Source organism: Methylobacterium sp. WL7 (assembly GCF_008040085.1).
Lineage (GTDB): Bacteria > Pseudomonadota > Alphaproteobacteria > Rhizobiales > Beijerinckiaceae > Methylobacterium > Methylobacterium mesophilicum.
This window is the reverse complement of sequence record NZ_VRVG01000016.1, coordinates 1-15,410: the sequence shown is the minus strand read 5'-3', so window position 1 is coordinate 15,410 and position 15,410 is coordinate 1. Positions and strand designations below refer to the sequence as shown.

The window sequence follows — 15,410 nt, the reverse complement described above, 5'->3', positions numbered from 1 at the left end:
CGCGGATCGACGGGTGCCGACGGCCGGCGTCTCACCGCTGAACCGGCGCCGGGTCGGCGGAAGCGTCGGCCGGCGCCACCTTCCGGGGCGCGACCTTGGCCCCCGGGATGGCCCGCTGGATGCCGTCCGTGACGACCCACGCGTCGGGTTTGAGCCCCGTCAGGATCACCCGGTCGCGCCCGTCCCGCGGACCGAGCGTCACCACCCGCTGCGCGACCGTGTCGTCGGCCCCGACCGTGAGCAGGTAGCTGCCCTGCTGGTTCGTCCCGATGGCGTCGTCGCGGACCAGCAGGGCCTTGTCGTCGCGTCCGACCGGGATCCGGACCCGCACGAACAGGCCCGGCAGGAGCGCGTGATCGGCGTTGTCGATGAGCGCCCGCGCCAGCAGCGTGCCGGTGGACGGGTCCACCTGCGGCGCGAGGTAGTCCAGCTTGCCGGTATGCGGATAGCCGGCCTCGTCCTGCAGGCCGATCTCCACCGGGATCTTGGACAGGTCGCCCAACGTCCGCTGCGTCGCGAGGAGGTGCTGCTTGACCAGCAGGACCTGCTGCTCGCTGACGTTGAAGTAGATATAGAGGGGGTCGATGCGCACGAGCTGCGCCAGCTTGGTCGGCCCGCTGATGCCGACGAGCGCCCCGACATCCACCAGGTGATTGGTGACCACCCCGTCGAAGGGCGCGGAGACCTGCGTGTAGCCGAGGTTGATCGCGGCGATATCCAGGTTGGCCTGCGCCTCCAACACGGCGGCGGTGGCCTGGTCCAGCTTGGTCTTGGCATCCTCCACCCGCGCCTGCGAGGCGAACTCCTGCCGTCCCAGGGTGGACTGGCGCTGGTACTCCGACTGGGCGTTGGCCAGGGCGGCCTGCTGCGCGGCCAGGGCGCCCTGCGCCTGCTTGAGCTGCGCCTCGTAGGTGTTGCGCTGGATGGAGAAGAGCGGCGCGCCCTTCTTCACCACGGCCCCGTCCGTATAGCTGATCCCCTCCAGAAACCCCTGGACGCGGGCCTCGAGATCGACGGCCGCGAACGCCTTGGTGTTGCCGGTCAGCTCGAAGTAGCGCGTCACCGTGCGCGCGACCGGCTGCGCCACCGAGACGCTCGGGGGCGGCGGCGGAACGTACTGGTTGGTGTCGTGGCACCCGGCCGCCAGCGCCGCGAGGGTCGCGACGACCAGGAGGCGGGCAGGGCCGGGAAACTGTAGCGCGATCGGCACGGGCGGCCCCTCGACTGGGATCGTTACGGGACGGTCGTGGGCGGAGATCCTGCCGGGGCTACCACTTGTCTTCCGCCTTGGCCTCGCGGGCGAGGGTCAGGCACTCGAGCAGATCGACGTAGCTCGGCAGGCCGTCCAGCTGGGCCTCCGCGGTGCAGCGCGTCCGGTCGCCGGCCGGATAGCGCGCCCATTGCTGGGCGACCTGCGCGCGGGCCGACGCCTCGTCGTCGAGGCAGAGTTTCTGCCGCTTGGGATCGAGGGTCATCAGCGTGGTGGCCGCCCGGCACCCCGGCCCGACATCGAAGGCCGGCATGCGGTCCGCGACCGGCACCGCCAGGGTCGCTCCCATCAGCAAGGCGGGAATAGCGATCATCATCGTCGATACGCCTCCGGTCACTGCGCCGACCGGGCCAACCGATCGATCCAAGCCGCGGCCATCCTCCTCAGGTGTCGCGCCCCGCGATGCCGCGGTGTCTCTGCGCAGGACAAACCCGATTCGGCCGCCGGTTCGCAAGGGATACCACAGGCTACACGCGCGCCGACCTCGAAAGGCGAGCCATCAGAGTGGATTTCTACTGATAATTGTCATTCGCGCCGCGGAAACGATCGGCTTTCTCTGAATTGATTACCGAATGTGAAATGCCACTCTTGAAGCCCAGGCGCCGGGCTGGTCACCAGGCACCGTTTTCCGGATGGCAGAACGACCGCCGTACTGAGCCGGCAGGTCGACGTTATTGCATTCGAGGCACCGCATCCCGTCGTAGACGCATGCCCCTGTCGGATCCGCCGGCACGAGCGTATCGAGCACCGCGACTGCGAGGGGGCGCTTCCGGATGCGGCGCGCTGCCGATGCTGGCGAGGCAGGCCGCGTCGCGAGACAGCCCGTGCAGCCCGACGGATCGGAACGGTGGCCGACCCGCTGCCGGGAGGCGGCTGGCGTCTCCGCGTCACCGATCGAGCCCGGCGCATGAGGGCCCGAGTCGGGGCCTCCCATCGGGGCGGACCCGCTCCGACCCCAGCCGCTCGCCGGCAACGTGGATGCCGGTTCGGCGCGGGCGAGCGCGATGCGTAGAGGACGTGGAACTGCGCCCGGCCGCCGTCTTGCGGTTTGCCGCGCGGCACCATCGGGCGGCGGTCGCCCCGGTGGCCAAGCCGCCGGCGAGCTTCTCATACTGGGAAACGGCGGGCACCGGCCCGTTGCGGACCGGGTCGGTCAGCAACGGGCCGGACTGCGCTGGCAGGTGCCAAGCGCGAACCGCAAGGTCACACCACGCACCATCCCACCGGCTGCGGAGATCCACAGGTCCCGGCGCGCGAAGCGGCCTGCGCTCGCAGGCGCCTCCGAAACCGCGTTCGGAAGCCGCGCCTACCAGAGATGCATCAGGATGTTGGACAGCCTGGTGAACCAGTCGGTGGTCGCAGGTGGGCTGGCTTCGCCTTTATTGATCTTCGCCATCATGGCGATCGCGGCTTTCCGCTGGCTCTCGGGGACGGAGAACGTCTCATACGCGGGCGCCTTGCTCACCGCCGCCGGGACGGCTGAACCCTGCGGGTTCGTGGCGCCCGCGGATGCGGCCGGGGACGCGCTCGTTGCGCTGCCGGAATTGATGGGGGCTGTCGGCGCGGGGGCGATCGGGTTGCCGTTCGGCGGATACGGGTTCTGAGTGCCCGCTGGAGGCCGGGTGGCGCTGCCGAGCGCCGGCCGCGCCGCACCGCCGGAGGCGGAGGCCACGGTCGAGGCTGGGTTGGTCGGAGCGGTGGCCATGGCCGGCTGCGCGGTGGCGCTGGTCGTCACCGAGGCCACGCTCGCCGGGCTCGCGGCGGGGGTGGCGACACCGTTTGCGCTGGCCCCGCCGGGTGGGGTCGTCACCGCCGTCGTGCCGAGGTTCGCCGGGGCCGCGGCGCCCGGTCCCGTGGTCGGCGTGTGGGCCATGCCGTTTGCCGGCGTGGTCGAGGCCGAGCCGGCCGCGGATTGAGCCGAGACGGGGGACGCGGACAGGTTCGCCGTCCCCGCAGAGCCCGTCGTCGGGGCAGGAGCCTGGGGTGCTGCGCTGACGGTGGTCGGAGGCGGCGCCGAACCCGGGGCCGCAATGGTCGCGCCGCCCGAATGGGTCGTCTCCGCGGCGGTCTGCGGCGACGCGCCCGCGCTCGTGTGCGATCCGCCGTTCGCGCTGCTCACCGAGCTGGGAGCGGCACGGGTCGGCGCGCTGGAGGTCACCGTCGCGGTTGTCGTGCCGGCGGCATTCGGCGTCGGCGCGGCAGGCGCTGCGCTGACGGTGGTCGGTTGGGCCCCCGTCGTCGCATGGCCGCCTGCCGTGCCGGTCCCGCTTCCGGTGGCGGGAGCGGTGCTGGCCGGCGGAGACGAGACGGCGGAACCCGCAGCCGGAGTCGTTGAGCCACCCGCATTCGTCGTGGAGGTTGCAGCCGGCGCCGTCGCGCCCGTGGTGGGCGCATGCGTTCCACCGTTCGCGCTGCCGGTTGCGCTCGAAGCAGTGCTGTTCGGCGCGGCCGCGGCGCTGGTTTGCGCCGTCGTGTGGGTGGTGCTCGCGCCAGGGGCCGTAGACGGTGCCGCCGATGGTGCTGTCGTGGGCGCCGCGCTGGCGGTGGGCGCGCTCGTTCCCGGCGTGGCACTGGTCGAGCCCGAAGACGCGCCGACCGGTGGGTTCTGAACGGCCGACGGCGTGGAGGTACCGGACCCCGTCGTCGGGGCGGTCGAGACGCTGGGCTTGGGGGTCGCGGCAATCGTGGCCGTGGAGCCCGTCGTCGGCGGGGTGGCCGAGCCGGTCGTCGGGTTGGTCGTTCCCGATGCCGTGGTTGTGGTCGAACCCGTCGCCGGCTTGGTGGCCGTCGTCGCGGTAGCCCCCGACGAAGCGGAACTCGTGGTCGTGCCGGAGGGCGCGGCCGAGCCGGTGGCGCTGGTGGCCGTGCTCGTCGTGCCCTTCGCCGCGCTCGCCGTGGTCGCGGCGGTTGTCGTCGAAGTGGCCGAGGCGGCGCCGTACAGGCCCGGGTCCCGGCCGTCCGGGCTCGACACGGTGTCGAGCTTCACGGCGACCGCGGTCGGATCCTTCGAATAGGCGCGGACGTAATCGATCTTCGAGCTGATCGGCACGCCGGCGAGATCGGCGTTGTTGCTGCCGCCCCCCTGCGTGGCCAGATTGACCAGCATGTACATCGGGCTGTGCAGGTCCGACGGGGTCGCCTGCGAGCCGGCCATTTGGCCGTCGACGTAGAAGCTGATCCGGTCGGCCTGCCAGTTCATGCCGTAGGTATGGTAGCCGTTCTTGTCCGGCATCACGCTGGTGACCTGGCGGTTCTGCTGCCAGGGGATGTTCGGCGTCTGGTCCGTCGTGTGGATCGTGCTGTAGACGGTGCTCGGCCCGTCGCCGTAGCGCTCGACGACGTCCAGCTCCTGGTGCTGGCCCGCGTTATAGGGGTCGGGCTTCTGCTGGTTGGGCAGCAGCCAGAACGCGTCCCAGGCGCCGACCTGCTCGGAGAAGTCGGCCCGGACTTCGAAATACCCGTAGGTCTGCGAGAAGTTGCCCTGGGTCGTCAGCAGGCCGGATTCCCAGCTGCCCGGCACGCCGGACGAGGTCCTGTCCGGGACCGCCGTGATCGACAGGGCGCCGTTCTGGAGCTGGAACGGGTCGTAGCCAGACCCCTTGTCCACGAAGGACGAATGGCCGAACCCGACATCGGCGTTCGCGTCGCCGCGGTCTTGCGCGCGGATATCGGCCCAGGTGGTCCCCGCGCCGGTCTGTGAAATGCTGCGGGTGTTGAATTCTTCGTCGAAGGTTAGTTTATAACCGGTCAAGTCGACCATGAATGTTTCCCCAGACTTGCAGCAGGGCGCGATTGATCCATCGCAGCACAAGAGAGCTTGCCTACGTCGCGTCAGCCACCCGAGTGGACGGGCAACCTACTCAGCTATTTTTCCTAAATTTAACACTGTGGAAACATTACGTACGTGGTTGCGCTGCTGTCAAGATTTGTATTTGTGCAGCATTCAAGATCCCGATTTCGACGTATGCAGATCATGCTCGTTCGATGCTGCATTCGGGATTGACAGTTGCTGTCGAGCCATACCGCGCGTAAGCCTATCTTCCTACCGCCGGTCCGTCCGAGACCTGGCGCGATGGAGACCGGTGTCGTCTGCGATCGCCGATCCGGCAGCCAGGCTCGGCGGATGAAATCCTGCGCCGAGAGCGGGTTATCCTGCGGGCCGGTCCCCGCGCCGTCACGGGCGTGCGGTCGTTGCGCGGCGTCGATTCGTATCGGGTGGGGCGGATCCTGCCCAACTCGGATCCCGCCGGGCTCAGGTCGAGCGGATCGGATTCGAGGAGAATTGTGGGGTCTCGATACGAAGCCGTAGGTGCGACGATCCGGGCCCGCCCGTGACTGTGCCGGGAGCCGATGGTGGCCGGCCTTCGGACGCCCGTTGGCTGAAGCCGGAGCAGGCCCGAGGATCGATTGCCTACCGATCGAGCCGTCCCCGTTCAAAGAGCCCGACCCGAAAGGGCGAGCCCGTCGCCGTGACTGATCGGGCAGATCCGCGATTCCGACGGAGTCTTATGCGGTCACGCGCTCACGCGGCCTCGGGATCTTGCATCCGGGACCGCCGGTCCGGCACCCGCCGGGCGCTCGGGTGATGCGATCGGTCGGCGGCATCCCGGAGCGGGTCTGCGTGCTCCGGGATGCGTTTTAGCGATGTGCCATGGGGAGGCGCCGTGAGGCGTCCGGCCCGCATCAGCGGGTCGGCATCGCGGTCGCGGTGATGACCCGGGTGGTGGTCGGAGCCGCCGGGACGAGGCGCGGCGTGGTCGCCAGCTCGGTCGCGGGACGGGTGGTCGAGATCACCCGGGCCTGCTCCCGATAGAGCGGCGGCGTCAGGTTGATGGCCTCGTCCGCCAGGGCGGAACCGATCGTCGGCACGGAGGCCAGGACGGAGGCCAGGGCGGCCAGGATCAGGGAACGCGTGGTCATGGTGGGATACCTCTTGCTGTCCGGGTCCGACGCCCGGTGTCGAGGCACTATTTACGTTGCACTGCGTCATGATCCAAACAGATCGGATCGATAATGGAAATCGATATCGTCAATGATTGACACAGCCCGAATGTATGACCTGACCGGTGCCGGCTGATGCGAACCGCGGATCGTCATGCTAGGCGTCTCTGGCAGTCGAGCTTGCACGGATACTGATCCTCGAACCGGGACGTCACATGCTGGGCTGGTTTCGTGCGTTGATGCCGAGGGAAGACCGGTTCTTCGACCTGTTCGAGCGCCATGCCGCCACCCTCGTCGGCGGCGCGGCCGCACTCCGGGCCCTGCTCGACGGCACCCAGGACGTGCCGGTGGCCTGCCAGGCGATCGCCGACCACGAGGACGAGGCCGACACGATCACCCGGGACGCCCTGCTGGCCGTGCGGCGGACCTTCATCACCCCGTTCGACCGGGGCGACATCCAGGCCCTGGTCGGCTCCCTGGACGACGCCATCGACCAGATGCTCAAGACCGCCAAGACGGTGCAGCTGTTCGAGGTCACCGCCTTCGAGCCGTCGATGCGCGAGATGGGGGCGGTGATCCAGGAGGCCGCCGCAGCCACCGCGGAGGCGATGCCGAAGCTGCGGGCGCTGGGCGAGAACGCGACCGTCCTGAACACCCTGACCGAGCGGGTCATCCAACTCGAAGGCCGGGCCGACGACCTGCACAATGCCGGGCTCAAGGCCCTGTTCAAGGCCTCCCGGCAGGATCCCATGGCCTTCGTGGTCGGGTCCGAACTGTACGACCACCTGGAGAAGGTCATGGACCGGTTCGAGGATGTCGCCAACCAGATCAGCAGCATCGTGGTCGAGCATGTCTGAGCCCACCGCGTGACCCTCCTGATCGTCCTCATCGCCGTCGCCCTGGTCTTCGATTTCCTGAACGGGCTGCACGACGCCGCGAACTCGATCGCCACCATCGTGTCGACCCGGGTGCTCGCACCCCGCTACGCCGTCATCTGGGCGGCGTTCTTCAACTTCGTGGCGTTCCTGATCTTCGGCCTGCACGTCGCCGGCACGGTCGGGTCGGGCATCGTCGATGTCGACGTGGTGACCGACCGGGTGATCCTGGGGGCGCTGGGCGGCGCGATCAGCTGGAACCTGATCACGTGGTACGCCGGCATCCCATCCTCGAGCTCGCACGCACTGATCGGCGGCCTGCTCGGAGCCGGCATCGCCAAGGCGGGCCTCGGCGCGATCGTCTGGCCCGGCGTGATCGCCACCAGCGCCGCCATCGTGCTCTCGCCTGCCCTGGGCTTCGGCCTCGGTCTGCTTCTGATGCTGGCGGTGTCGTGGATCTTCGTGCGCTCGACCCCTCACGCCGTGGACCGGCTGTTCCGGGGGATGCAGTTCGTCTCGGCCTCGCTCTACTCGCTCGGCCATGGCGGCAACGACGCGCAGAAGACCATGGGCATCATCGCGGTGCTGCTCTACGCCCACGGGGAGGAGGGCGGGGCGTTCCACGTACCGCTCTGGGTGGTGCTGTCCTGCCAGACCGCCATGGCGCTCGGCACGCTGCTCGGCGGCTGGCGCATCGTCCACACGATGGGCTCGAAGATCACCCGGCTGTCGCCGATGCAGGGCTTCTGCGCCGAGACCGGCGGGGCAATCACCCTGTTCGCCGCCACCGCGTTCGGGATCCCGGTCTCGACCACCCACACGATCACCGGGGCGATCATCGGGGTCGGCGCGGCCAAGCGGGTCTCGGCGGTGCGCTGGAACATCGCCCAGGGCATCGTGATCGCCTGGGTGGTCACGATGCCGGCCGCGGCACTGGTCGCGGCGCTGATCTACGGCGTCTCCGGCTTCGTGCTGCCGTGACCCGCCGGGAAAAATATACGTCCCGCGGGCAAAATCGAATTTAAGAAGCTTAATATAGCAATATGCGTAGGATTGAGCTATAAATCTCACTATTACGCCGAACAAGGTGCTGCTTGTTGCTTATCGCGGCCCTTTTATGCACGGCGGGAATCGTGGAAGGCTGGCTCTATCGGGCCCCGGCCGTCGTGGCGAGTTCGGTGCTGATCGCCCTGGTCTGCCTGCCCCTCTGGGCGTTGACGTCCACGATCGATGCCGTGAAAGTCCTGGTTCTGCTCGCCTATCTGGCGGCCCACCAATCCGGATACCTGATCGGAGCCTTCATCGGCGCGCGCGGTCACGACGACCGCTGAACCCGGTCACCAGGTCCAGATCACGCGGCCGGAATAGGCGTAGATCACGACCCACATCCCCACCGACACCGCCAGCCACGAGACCACGAGGGGCAGGGGCGGCCGCTTCGTCTCGTCGCGGCGCAGCCGCGCGAATGTGTCTCTCACCATCAACCTCCCGGACGCGCCTTCTGATTGCAGACGCGAACGGGGGCGATTCGAAAAAAGTTTCAGGCCGGCGCCGCGCGTTTCCGAGGCCGAGGCTCGCGCATCGTCTTGTTTGCGAAAGCCGCGGCGGCCGGCGTTCGGAACGATGCTTTAGCGCCCGAACTGCACCGGAACGCTGAGGTCGGCGACCCCGTCCTCGGCCAGCAGCTCGGCCGGGGGCGCCTTGAACGGGCTCGCGCCCTGCACCGCCCGGAGCGCCCGCCGGTCGAGGCCGCGGGAGCCCGAACTGCGCTCGATCTCGGCCTGACGGACCGTACCGTCGGCGGCGATCTCGATCCGAACCAGCACGGTGCCGGCCGCCCTGCGGGTGTTCGCGTGCCGATCGGTGCGATCGACCGCGTCAATCCGGGTGACGAGGCCGGACAGCCAGATGCGCACTGCGGGCGAGACCCCCGTCCGCGCCGCCGACGGCCAGGGCAGCAGCAGAACGCCGAGGAGCGCGGCGGTCCCGTAACTCAACACGCGTGACGACATGCTGGAACAACGATCCTGTGCCTGAATGGTGGCCCGGCTATCCTCACGCGGAAGGGTTTACCGGCCGTGACCCCGGGCCGGGCATCCGGGGGGCGAGGCCTGCGGTGCCGCGGGCCGGAGCCGACGTCCCCGCGCCACGATCTCGACGGTTCCGATCCGTTGCGGATCGTCAGACGGCCGGATGGAAACCTTGATCCATGATGTGAAACCCGCCTAGCGTGACGCTTATGATGGTCGATCATCCGGTTTCGAGACAGACCAGAGCCGCCGGCATGGTCCCGGTTCCGGGACGCAGGCGCGGCACCGCTTGAGCCATCCGCGCCCGTGGTCCACAGGCTCCGGCGAAGCCGCAGACATCACACAGTGATCCAGGAGAAAGCCTCAGATGACTCGATTGGCGGAGCTGCAGAACGACCCCGCGTTCCAGCAGGCCGTGCTCGCCGTGCGCGGGGCGGCCAGCACGCTGAGCGGTCGGGCGGTCACCGCCGAGGAAGCCAGCTTTCTGGTCGGCATCGCGTTGGCCACCTTCGCCAACGCCGGCGGCCTGAACGAGCCGAGCCTCAGCCGCCTCGGACGGTTCTCGGACACGCTCGGGCAGAACGAGACCCTCGACAGCCTGACGAAGCACTGAGGCCCGCGGACGCCGGCTCGGTTCGGCGTTCGGCATCGCTGCACGTCCTGCAGGAGACGCCGAGACTCCGATGCCGCTGACGGGAGGATGAAGCAGCGCGAGACATCGTCCGGCGGTGCTCGCGGCGAGCCTCCGGCTACAAGTACCCCATCCGCCGGGCCAGCATCACCGCGAAGGCGAGGCCGGCCGCGAGGCTGACCACCAGCATCGCGACATTCGTCCAGAACCGGACCGGCCGGCTCGAGCCCTCGATCCCGCTGGCGCGCAGCCTGACCCAGGGCACGTAGAGGAACAGCGCCACCACCGTCAGGACCATGAACGCGAAGGTGGCGATCCGGCCCGACAGCAGCGCGGCCCCGGCCAGGACGACCCAGCCGAGGACGATACCCAGCATGGTGAAGAGGGCCGTCGTGTTCAATTCCGCATCATCCCCAAACGGATGGAACGGCGCGCCATCCGAGGCACCGCGAGACGCCGACAGGCTCGACGACGCCTTTCCGGCGATCCGTGCCCCGAGCCCGAAGATCGGCGCAAGGCTTCGCGTGAAAGCCCATCGCACCCTTGAAACGATTAGTCAGTCAGGAGAAATTCTGGTGCTGCGAGACAGGATTGAACTGTCGACCTCTTCATTACCAATGAAGTGCTCTACCACTGAGCTACCGCAGCAAGCGCCGTGGCGACCCCGCTTGGGGGCGTGTCCGTCCGGCTGAGAGGGGCAATAACGGATCATCGCCGGCTTGGCAACGGTGGGTTACGCGTCCGTCGCCTTAACTTGCCGGCATGTCGCGCGAATGATCGCCGCGAGGCCCGGTTCGGACACGGCCTCGGCAGCCTCAGCGGGCGTGAACCAGCGCAGCTCGCGCTGGTTCACCTCGGGGAAGTTCTTGAGCTGCTTGCGAACCTTGAGCGGGAACACCTTGACCTGGCACAGGACCGCGTCGAGGTTCTTCAGGCGCTTCTGGTAGACGTAGTAGCCGAGCGGACGCTTGCCGACATCGCCGCGCAGGCCGGCTTCCTCGTAGGCTTCGCGCGCCGCTGCCTCGAACGGCTTGCGGCCCTTCATCGGCCACCCCTTCGGGATGACCCACCGCCGGCTTTCCCGGGAGGTCACCAGGAGAATCCGGTTCTCGCCGTCGCGCCCCTGCTGGAACGGCAGGACACCCACCTGCCGGCGCGGTTCAGTCGTATCCTCGACCGCGGCCGTCACGGCAGGACCGGCCGGGTCGGAACCCGCATTGTGCCCCGCCGGATCGACGGCGCGACAGGGATTTGAAGCGGAGAGCAGATCGTCTGATCCTCGGTCGGCGCGGGCATGCATCAGCAACAAGGTACGCAGTATCAGCAAGTGACGTCAACGTAAGCGCGCGAGCGAGGGAAAAGTTCAGCACAAGACTGATATCTCCGATTCCTCTCTAGTTACCTGGCTAAGGCTGGACCGACCGATCCGTCACGCCGTCCGCCGCGCCGCCCGCTCCCCCGAGGCCGGGACCGCTGCGGACGCCATGCCGGCGGAGACCGCGTCGGCTCCCGGACCAGCCGGCGGGCTGGCGGCGGGGATGATGGTCGGAAGCGGGGCCGACGGCGTCGGCTCGGCCGGGACGAGGACGGGCTTCGGCATCTCGGGCTCCTCCTGCTCCACCGCGGGCGCGGAGGGCGCGAGCGTGTTCGGCGGCTCGCGCCACGCGAAGGCGTCGAGCCGGCCGCTGACCGGCGAGACCGGCGCCCAGGTGTCGGACGCGATGCCGTCGGCGATCCAGACCGGGTCGCGCGGCGCCCGCGCCGCCCGGGACAGCCACTCGCGGGCCTGGCCGGACGCGGCGCCGTGCTCGGCCTCCTCGATCGCCGCCATCATCAGGCTCGAGCGGACGGTCGGGCGGTCGGCGAGCAGCGGCTTCAGGGCCTCCCGGGCCCGGCCGTATTCGCGCGCGTCGAGGGACGCCTGGGCCACGGCGAGGCGGGATTCCGGATCCCAGGACGAGAGTTTGGCCAGGGTTTCGGCCCGGGCCAGGCGGTCGCGGACCGAATCGCCGGGGCGCAAGCCGAGATAGACCTTGGCGAGGTCGGGGTGCGGATTGGTCTTCCAGGCCGTCTCGACGACCTTGGCGGCCTTGCGCAGGTCGCCCCGGCGCGACAGCAGGCGCCCCGCGATGCAGGCCGCCGGAACCAGGTCGGGGGCGAGCTTGACCGCCTGCAGGGCGCGCTCGGCGGCGAGTTCCGGCTCGCCGGCCTCGCGCTCGCCGGCGATCGCCGTCAGGAGGACGGCCCGCTGGCGCCGGGCGGTCGGCTTGTCGATCAGGCCGAGGGAGGAGCGCCGCTCGATGGTCTCCAGGGCCGAGCCCCAGTCGCCGTCGGCGGATTGCGCCTCCAGCATCGCCTCGTTGGCCCAGGTCACGCTCGGGGCGAGGCGAGCTGCCTCCACCGCGTAGGCGCGGGCGGCGGTCTCGTCCTCGCGGCGGCGCGCCTCCACGAACAGGCCGCGCAGGCCGAGCACCCGGGTCTCGGGGTCGTCGACCATGCGCTGGAAGGCGCTCTCGGCGGCGTCGCGGTCGCCGGAGATCTGTGCCGCCTGGGCCTTGAGCAAGAGGGTCAGCGGCTCGGGGCCGAGCAGGCGCTCGGCATCCCCGGCGTAGCGCCGGGCGGCGAGCGGATCGCCCGAGCCCACCGCCACCATCCCGCGCGAGAGGGCGGAGAAGCCCTTCGCCCGGCGGCGCTCGGCCGAGCCGCGCACCAGCGCCTCGGGCAGGCCGATCACGCCGCGCACGATCGCCCAGAGCAGGCCCAGGACGATGGCCGCGGCGATCACGCCGACCAGGGCGACCGCGAGGCTGGTGCCGATCTGGTAGCCGTTCCAGACGACGGTGACGGTGCCGGGCCGGTCGGCGATCCAGACCGCCCCGAAGGCGGCGAGTGCGAGCAGGGCCAGGAAGGCGAGGGCGCGCCACATGGGGTCAGTGTCTCCTGTCGGCGGCCGCCGGGCGGCCACCGCTGGGTGCGGGAGAGGCGGGGCGCCTGGGCGCCCGACCGGAGAAGATGCAGCCGCGCGACGCGCGGGTCGACGCCGTCACTGTCTAGCGGCCGGACGCCGCCGGGGCGGCACCGGAGGCCGCATCCGTCGGCAGGGCCTTGAAGGCGCCGGCGAGCAGGGCCCGAACGGACTCCTCGGCGGCGGCCCGGGCCTTGAGCTTGGCGGCGAAGTCGCCGGCCTGGTCGCGCATCTCGGGCGGCAGGGCCGCGAAGGCTGCCGACGCCGCCGGCAGGTCGCCGCGGTCCAGCGCCGCCTGGACCTTCGCCTCGGGTTCGTCGGACGCCTCCGGGGCGGCGGCCGGCGCATCGACCTTGCGCACCTGCACGAGGCCGTCGGCCATGCTCAGGAGCTTGGTGCGGAAATCGCCGGTCTCGGCCGCGCTCCTGGACAGCTGCGACCGGCGCTTGGCGGCGACCTGCTCGGCGACCGGCCGGAACGCGTTGGCGAGCTGGGCCGTGGTCGGCGCGCCGGTCTCGGCGAAGGGCGCGAGCGCCGTGGCCTGGGCTTCCGCACCCGGATCCAGCTTGCGCAGGGTCGCGAGCGGCTCCGCGTAGGGCATGCCGGCCGCGAGCGCCGAGGCGACGCGGTCGGCCACCACCACCCGCAGCGCCGCCTGAACGGTGGAGATCTCGGCCCGCTGGGACACGCTCTTGTCGAGCGCGGCGATCTTGTCGGCCTGCTCCTGCAGACGGCGGTCGACCGCCTTCGCGGCCTCGGCGGCCTGGGTCTGGCCGGCCTCGGCGGCGGTACGGCTCGCCTGCGTGGCCGCCTGAACCGCCTCGGTGGCGGCCTTCACGCGGGCATCGAGGGCCTGCTGAAGGCCGTCGAGGCGCTGGCCCAGCGCGGCGTCGGCCTCGGCATTGGCCTTGGTCCGCTGCTCGACCTCGCCCTGCAGGGCGGCGATCGTCTTCGACGCCTCGGCCGCGGCCCCCTTGTCGGGCTGGTCGGCCTCGAGCGCCTTCACGCGCGCATCCAGATCGGCGACCTGCTTGGGATCGGCGGCCTGGGCCGCGCCGAGCTTCGCATCGCCCCCCTGATCCCGGCCGGGCTCCTCCTGAAGCGCGGCGACCCGCTGATCGAGGCTGTCGAGGCGCGCGGCGAAATCGGTCGGCACGGCGGCATTCGCCGCAGGCGCCTGCCCGTCCGTGGCAGCGCCGCCGGGGGCCGGGGCCTTCTCCAGAGCCTGCCGGGCCGCGGCCTCGGCGGCGGCGACCCGCTTGTCGAGGTCGGCGACGGCGTCACGCGGGGCGAGCCCGTCCACCCGCTTGTCGAGGGACGCGACCTGTCCGGACAGGGTCGGATCGGAGGCGTTCGGACGCAGATTGCCGAGGCCGGCACGCTCGGCGCCGAACAGCGCACCCGCGCCGATCAGGCCGCCGATGAGGCCGGCCGCCGCCAGGGAGCCGAAACCGGCCCGCGCCCGCCCGGCCGGCGGGGTCACGGGGGTCAGGGCCGTCGTACCGGAGCCCTTCGGAGGCTCCTTCGCGGCGTCCTTCGCTGTTTCCCGGGCGGCGTCCTTCGACCCGTCCCTGGGCGCATCCTTCGGCGCGTCCTTGCCGGGCGGCGTCGGATCGGGAATGCGCTTGGCCTTCAAGTCAAGGATCGGCCCAGCCGTGACCGCGGCGGCCGCGGCACCCGTGGCCGTGGCGCCGGGGCGGGGACCGCCGCCACCCTGCGCGCCCGCACCCGGCTGGGCCGACTTCGTTGGATCCAGCTTGGTGGGATCCAGCTTGGTGGGATCAGGCTTCGCGGGATCAGGCTTGGCCGCCTCGGATTTGCCGGGTTCGGGCTTGCCAGGTTCGGGCTTGCCAGGTTCGGGCTTGCCAGGTTCGGGCTTGCCAGGTTCGGATTTCGGCCCGGCGATGCCGGAAGCCATCTTGGCGGATTCTGAGCCCGACGAGGCCGTGGCGCCCGGCTGCGACGCCGCAGGCTTGGCCTCGCCGGGGCGATCCGTTGCAGCGGCGCCCGGCTTGGCGCCGTCGCCAAGTGGTTTGCCGGCTTCTGGCTTGCCGTCGGCCGCGCCGGGGCTGCCCGGCTTGGCGGCCGAGACCGGGTCGGTCGCCGGCTTGGGCGGGGCGGCCGCCGGAGATCCCGTGCCGGGTGTACCCAGCTGATTCGGTGCGCCCTGCGCGGGCTTGGCCCCGCCCACCGCGGGGGCGGGGGACTTCGCACCGGGCCTGGACTCGGTCCGGCCCGGATCGGGTTGCGCAGGCGTGGACGGAGCGCCGCCCGGCTTCGGACCGCCGGCTCCGGGCTTGTCGGCGTCGCTGGGTGGTGGCGTCACGGGCAAGTCCTCCAACTCTTCGGCGTCGCCGCGCCCCCGTAGCACCGCGGCGGCACCGGGCGCGAGGGCGAGATACGGCGGCTCTGTCCCGCTGTCACCGCGCGCCGCCACCGAAGCGTGGCGCGAGGGCATCGAGCAGGTCCGTTTCCCGCGGCCGTGCCGCGACGAAATGGACCGCGATGCCGGCGGCTTCCAGGGGGAACGCGACATCAACAGACAGGCAGTAATGCCTCAGGCGGCGGAAAGCTCCGCCGTGCCCCGATCCATCCGCGAGCGCGAGCGCGACGGCCGCGCTGCGGCGGGAATAATGCAGCGCGGCATCGAGGCCCCCGGCGGCGAGTGCGTCGCCCACGGCAGGGGGCAGGGTGGGGA

Annotated in this window: 14 protein-coding genes, 1 tRNA gene and 1 pseudogene; 4 read left to right on the top strand and 12 right to left on the bottom strand. The window is 70.6% G+C overall.

Features of this window, described 5'->3' with window-relative positions:
- Positions 1–31: 31 nt before the first annotated feature.
- From FV233_RS06845 to FV233_RS06830, 4 genes are all read right to left on the bottom strand, one after another.
- The gene (locus tag FV233_RS06845) at positions 32–1,210 is read right to left on the bottom strand and encodes an efflux RND transporter periplasmic adaptor subunit (protein WP_147897011.1); all 1,179 of its coding nucleotides are present in this window, start codon (positions 1,208–1,210) and stop codon (positions 32–34) included.
- Positions 1,211–1,268: 58 nt separating this feature from the next.
- A complete protein-coding gene (locus tag FV233_RS06840) occupies positions 1,269–1,586 on the bottom strand; it encodes a hypothetical protein (RefSeq protein ID WP_246689923.1) in 318 nt (105 codons plus the stop codon).
- Positions 1,587–2,576: 990 nt separating this feature from the next.
- Entirely contained in the window at positions 2,577–5,030 is a 2,454-nt protein-coding gene (locus FV233_RS30875; protein WP_210249476.1) for a glycoside hydrolase family 16 protein, read from the bottom strand.
- 923 nt (positions 5,031–5,953) lie between these two features.
- On the bottom strand, positions 5,954–6,190 hold the full coding sequence (locus FV233_RS06830) for a hypothetical protein (RefSeq protein WP_147897010.1): 237 nt from the start codon (positions 6,188–6,190) through the stop codon (positions 5,954–5,956).
- Positions 6,191–6,426: 236 nt separating this feature from the next.
- Between FV233_RS06830 and FV233_RS06825 the strand changes: the two genes are divergently transcribed.
- The 3 genes from FV233_RS06825 (at position 6,427) to FV233_RS06815 (ending at position 8,417) form a co-directional block, all read left to right on the top strand.
- Positions 6,427–7,068: a DUF47 domain-containing protein gene (locus FV233_RS06825; RefSeq protein WP_147897009.1), complete on the top strand. Its 642-nt coding sequence runs from the start codon at positions 6,427–6,429 to the stop codon at positions 7,066–7,068.
- A gap of 9 nt (positions 7,069–7,077) precedes the next feature.
- Complete coding sequence (locus FV233_RS06820; protein ID WP_147854706.1) at positions 7,078–8,067, top strand: inorganic phosphate transporter; 990 nt, start codon at positions 7,078–7,080, stop codon at positions 8,065–8,067.
- A 152-nt stretch (positions 8,068–8,219) separates the two neighbouring features.
- Positions 8,220–8,417, top strand: a complete 198-nt coding sequence (locus tag FV233_RS06815) for a hypothetical protein (RefSeq protein ID WP_238260554.1) — start codon at positions 8,220–8,222, stop codon at positions 8,415–8,417.
- 6 nt (positions 8,418–8,423) lie between these two features.
- On the opposite strand, the gene FV233_RS30180 is transcribed toward FV233_RS06815, so the two are convergent.
- Together FV233_RS30180 and FV233_RS06810 are read right to left on the bottom strand one after the other, a co-directional pair.
- Entirely contained in the window at positions 8,424–8,564 is a 141-nt protein-coding gene (locus tag FV233_RS30180) for a hypothetical protein (RefSeq protein ID WP_187278065.1), read from the bottom strand.
- A gap of 150 nt (positions 8,565–8,714) precedes the next feature.
- Positions 8,715–9,098 (bottom strand): energy transducer TonB, encoded by a 384-nt coding sequence (locus FV233_RS06810; RefSeq protein WP_147897008.1) that lies wholly within the window; start codon positions 9,096–9,098, stop codon positions 8,715–8,717.
- Between the two features lie 385 nt (positions 9,099–9,483).
- On the opposite strand from FV233_RS06810, the gene FV233_RS06805 reads away from it, so the two are divergent.
- Positions 9,484–9,729, top strand: a complete 246-nt coding sequence (locus FV233_RS06805; protein WP_147854703.1) for a hypothetical protein — start codon at positions 9,484–9,486, stop codon at positions 9,727–9,729.
- A gap of 136 nt (positions 9,730–9,865) precedes the next feature.
- On the opposite strand, the gene FV233_RS06800 is transcribed toward FV233_RS06805, so the two are convergent.
- From FV233_RS06800 to FV233_RS06775, 6 genes and pseudogenes are all read right to left on the bottom strand, one after another.
- A complete protein-coding gene (locus FV233_RS06800) occupies positions 9,866–10,147 on the bottom strand; it encodes a hypothetical protein (RefSeq protein ID WP_147854702.1) in 282 nt (93 codons plus the stop codon).
- A gap of 173 nt (positions 10,148–10,320) precedes the next feature.
- Positions 10,321–10,395 (bottom strand) — tRNA-Thr (locus FV233_RS06795).
- Positions 10,396–10,480: 85 nt separating this feature from the next.
- Positions 10,481–10,936: an NUDIX hydrolase gene (locus FV233_RS06790; protein ID WP_147852963.1), complete on the bottom strand. Its 456-nt coding sequence runs from the start codon at positions 10,934–10,936 to the stop codon at positions 10,481–10,483.
- Positions 10,937–11,176: 240 nt separating this feature from the next.
- Positions 11,177–12,673 carry a heme biosynthesis HemY N-terminal domain-containing protein gene (locus FV233_RS06785; protein WP_147897007.1) on the bottom strand — a complete coding sequence of 499 codons (1,497 nt, stop codon included), beginning with the start codon at positions 12,671–12,673 and terminating at the stop codon, positions 11,177–11,179.
- Positions 12,674–12,797: 124 nt separating this feature from the next.
- The gene (locus tag FV233_RS06780; RefSeq protein ID WP_147897006.1) at positions 12,798–15,170 is read right to left on the bottom strand and encodes a translation initiation factor 2; all 2,373 of its coding nucleotides are present in this window, start codon (positions 15,168–15,170) and stop codon (positions 12,798–12,800) included.
- Positions 15,133–15,410 (bottom strand): annotated as a pseudogene (locus tag FV233_RS06775) (uroporphyrinogen-III synthase); the annotation flags it as partial. The gene FV233_RS06780 and the pseudogene FV233_RS06775, both read right to left, overlap by 38 nt.

Excerpts from the sequence above, each read along its gene's own strand:
- FV233_RS06830 (WP_147897010.1), bottom strand. The coding sequence starts at position 6,190 with ATGACCACGCGTTCCCTGATCCTGGCCGCCCTGGCCTCCGTCCTGGCC.
- FV233_RS30875 (WP_210249476.1), bottom strand. The coding sequence starts at position 5,030 with ATGGTCGACTTGACCGGTTATAAACTAACCTTCGACGAAGAATTCAAC.
- FV233_RS06810 (WP_147897008.1), bottom strand. The coding sequence starts at position 9,098 with ATGTCGTCACGCGTGTTGAGTTACGGGACCGCCGCGCTCCTCGGCGTT.
- FV233_RS06785 (WP_147897007.1), bottom strand. The coding sequence starts at position 12,673 with ATGTGGCGCGCCCTCGCCTTCCTGGCCCTGCTCGCACTCGCCGCCTTC.
- FV233_RS06780 (WP_147897006.1), bottom strand. The coding sequence starts at position 15,170 with ATGCCCTCGCGCCACGCTTCGGTGGCGGCGCGCGGTGACAGCGGGACA.
- FV233_RS06840 (WP_246689923.1), bottom strand. The coding sequence starts at position 1,586 with ATGATGATCGCTATTCCCGCCTTGCTGATGGGAGCGACCCTGGCGGTG.
- FV233_RS06825 (WP_147897009.1), top strand. The coding sequence starts at position 6,427 with ATGCTGGGCTGGTTTCGTGCGTTGATGCCGAGGGAAGACCGGTTCTTC.
- FV233_RS06805 (WP_147854703.1), top strand. The coding sequence starts at position 9,484 with ATGACTCGATTGGCGGAGCTGCAGAACGACCCCGCGTTCCAGCAGGCC.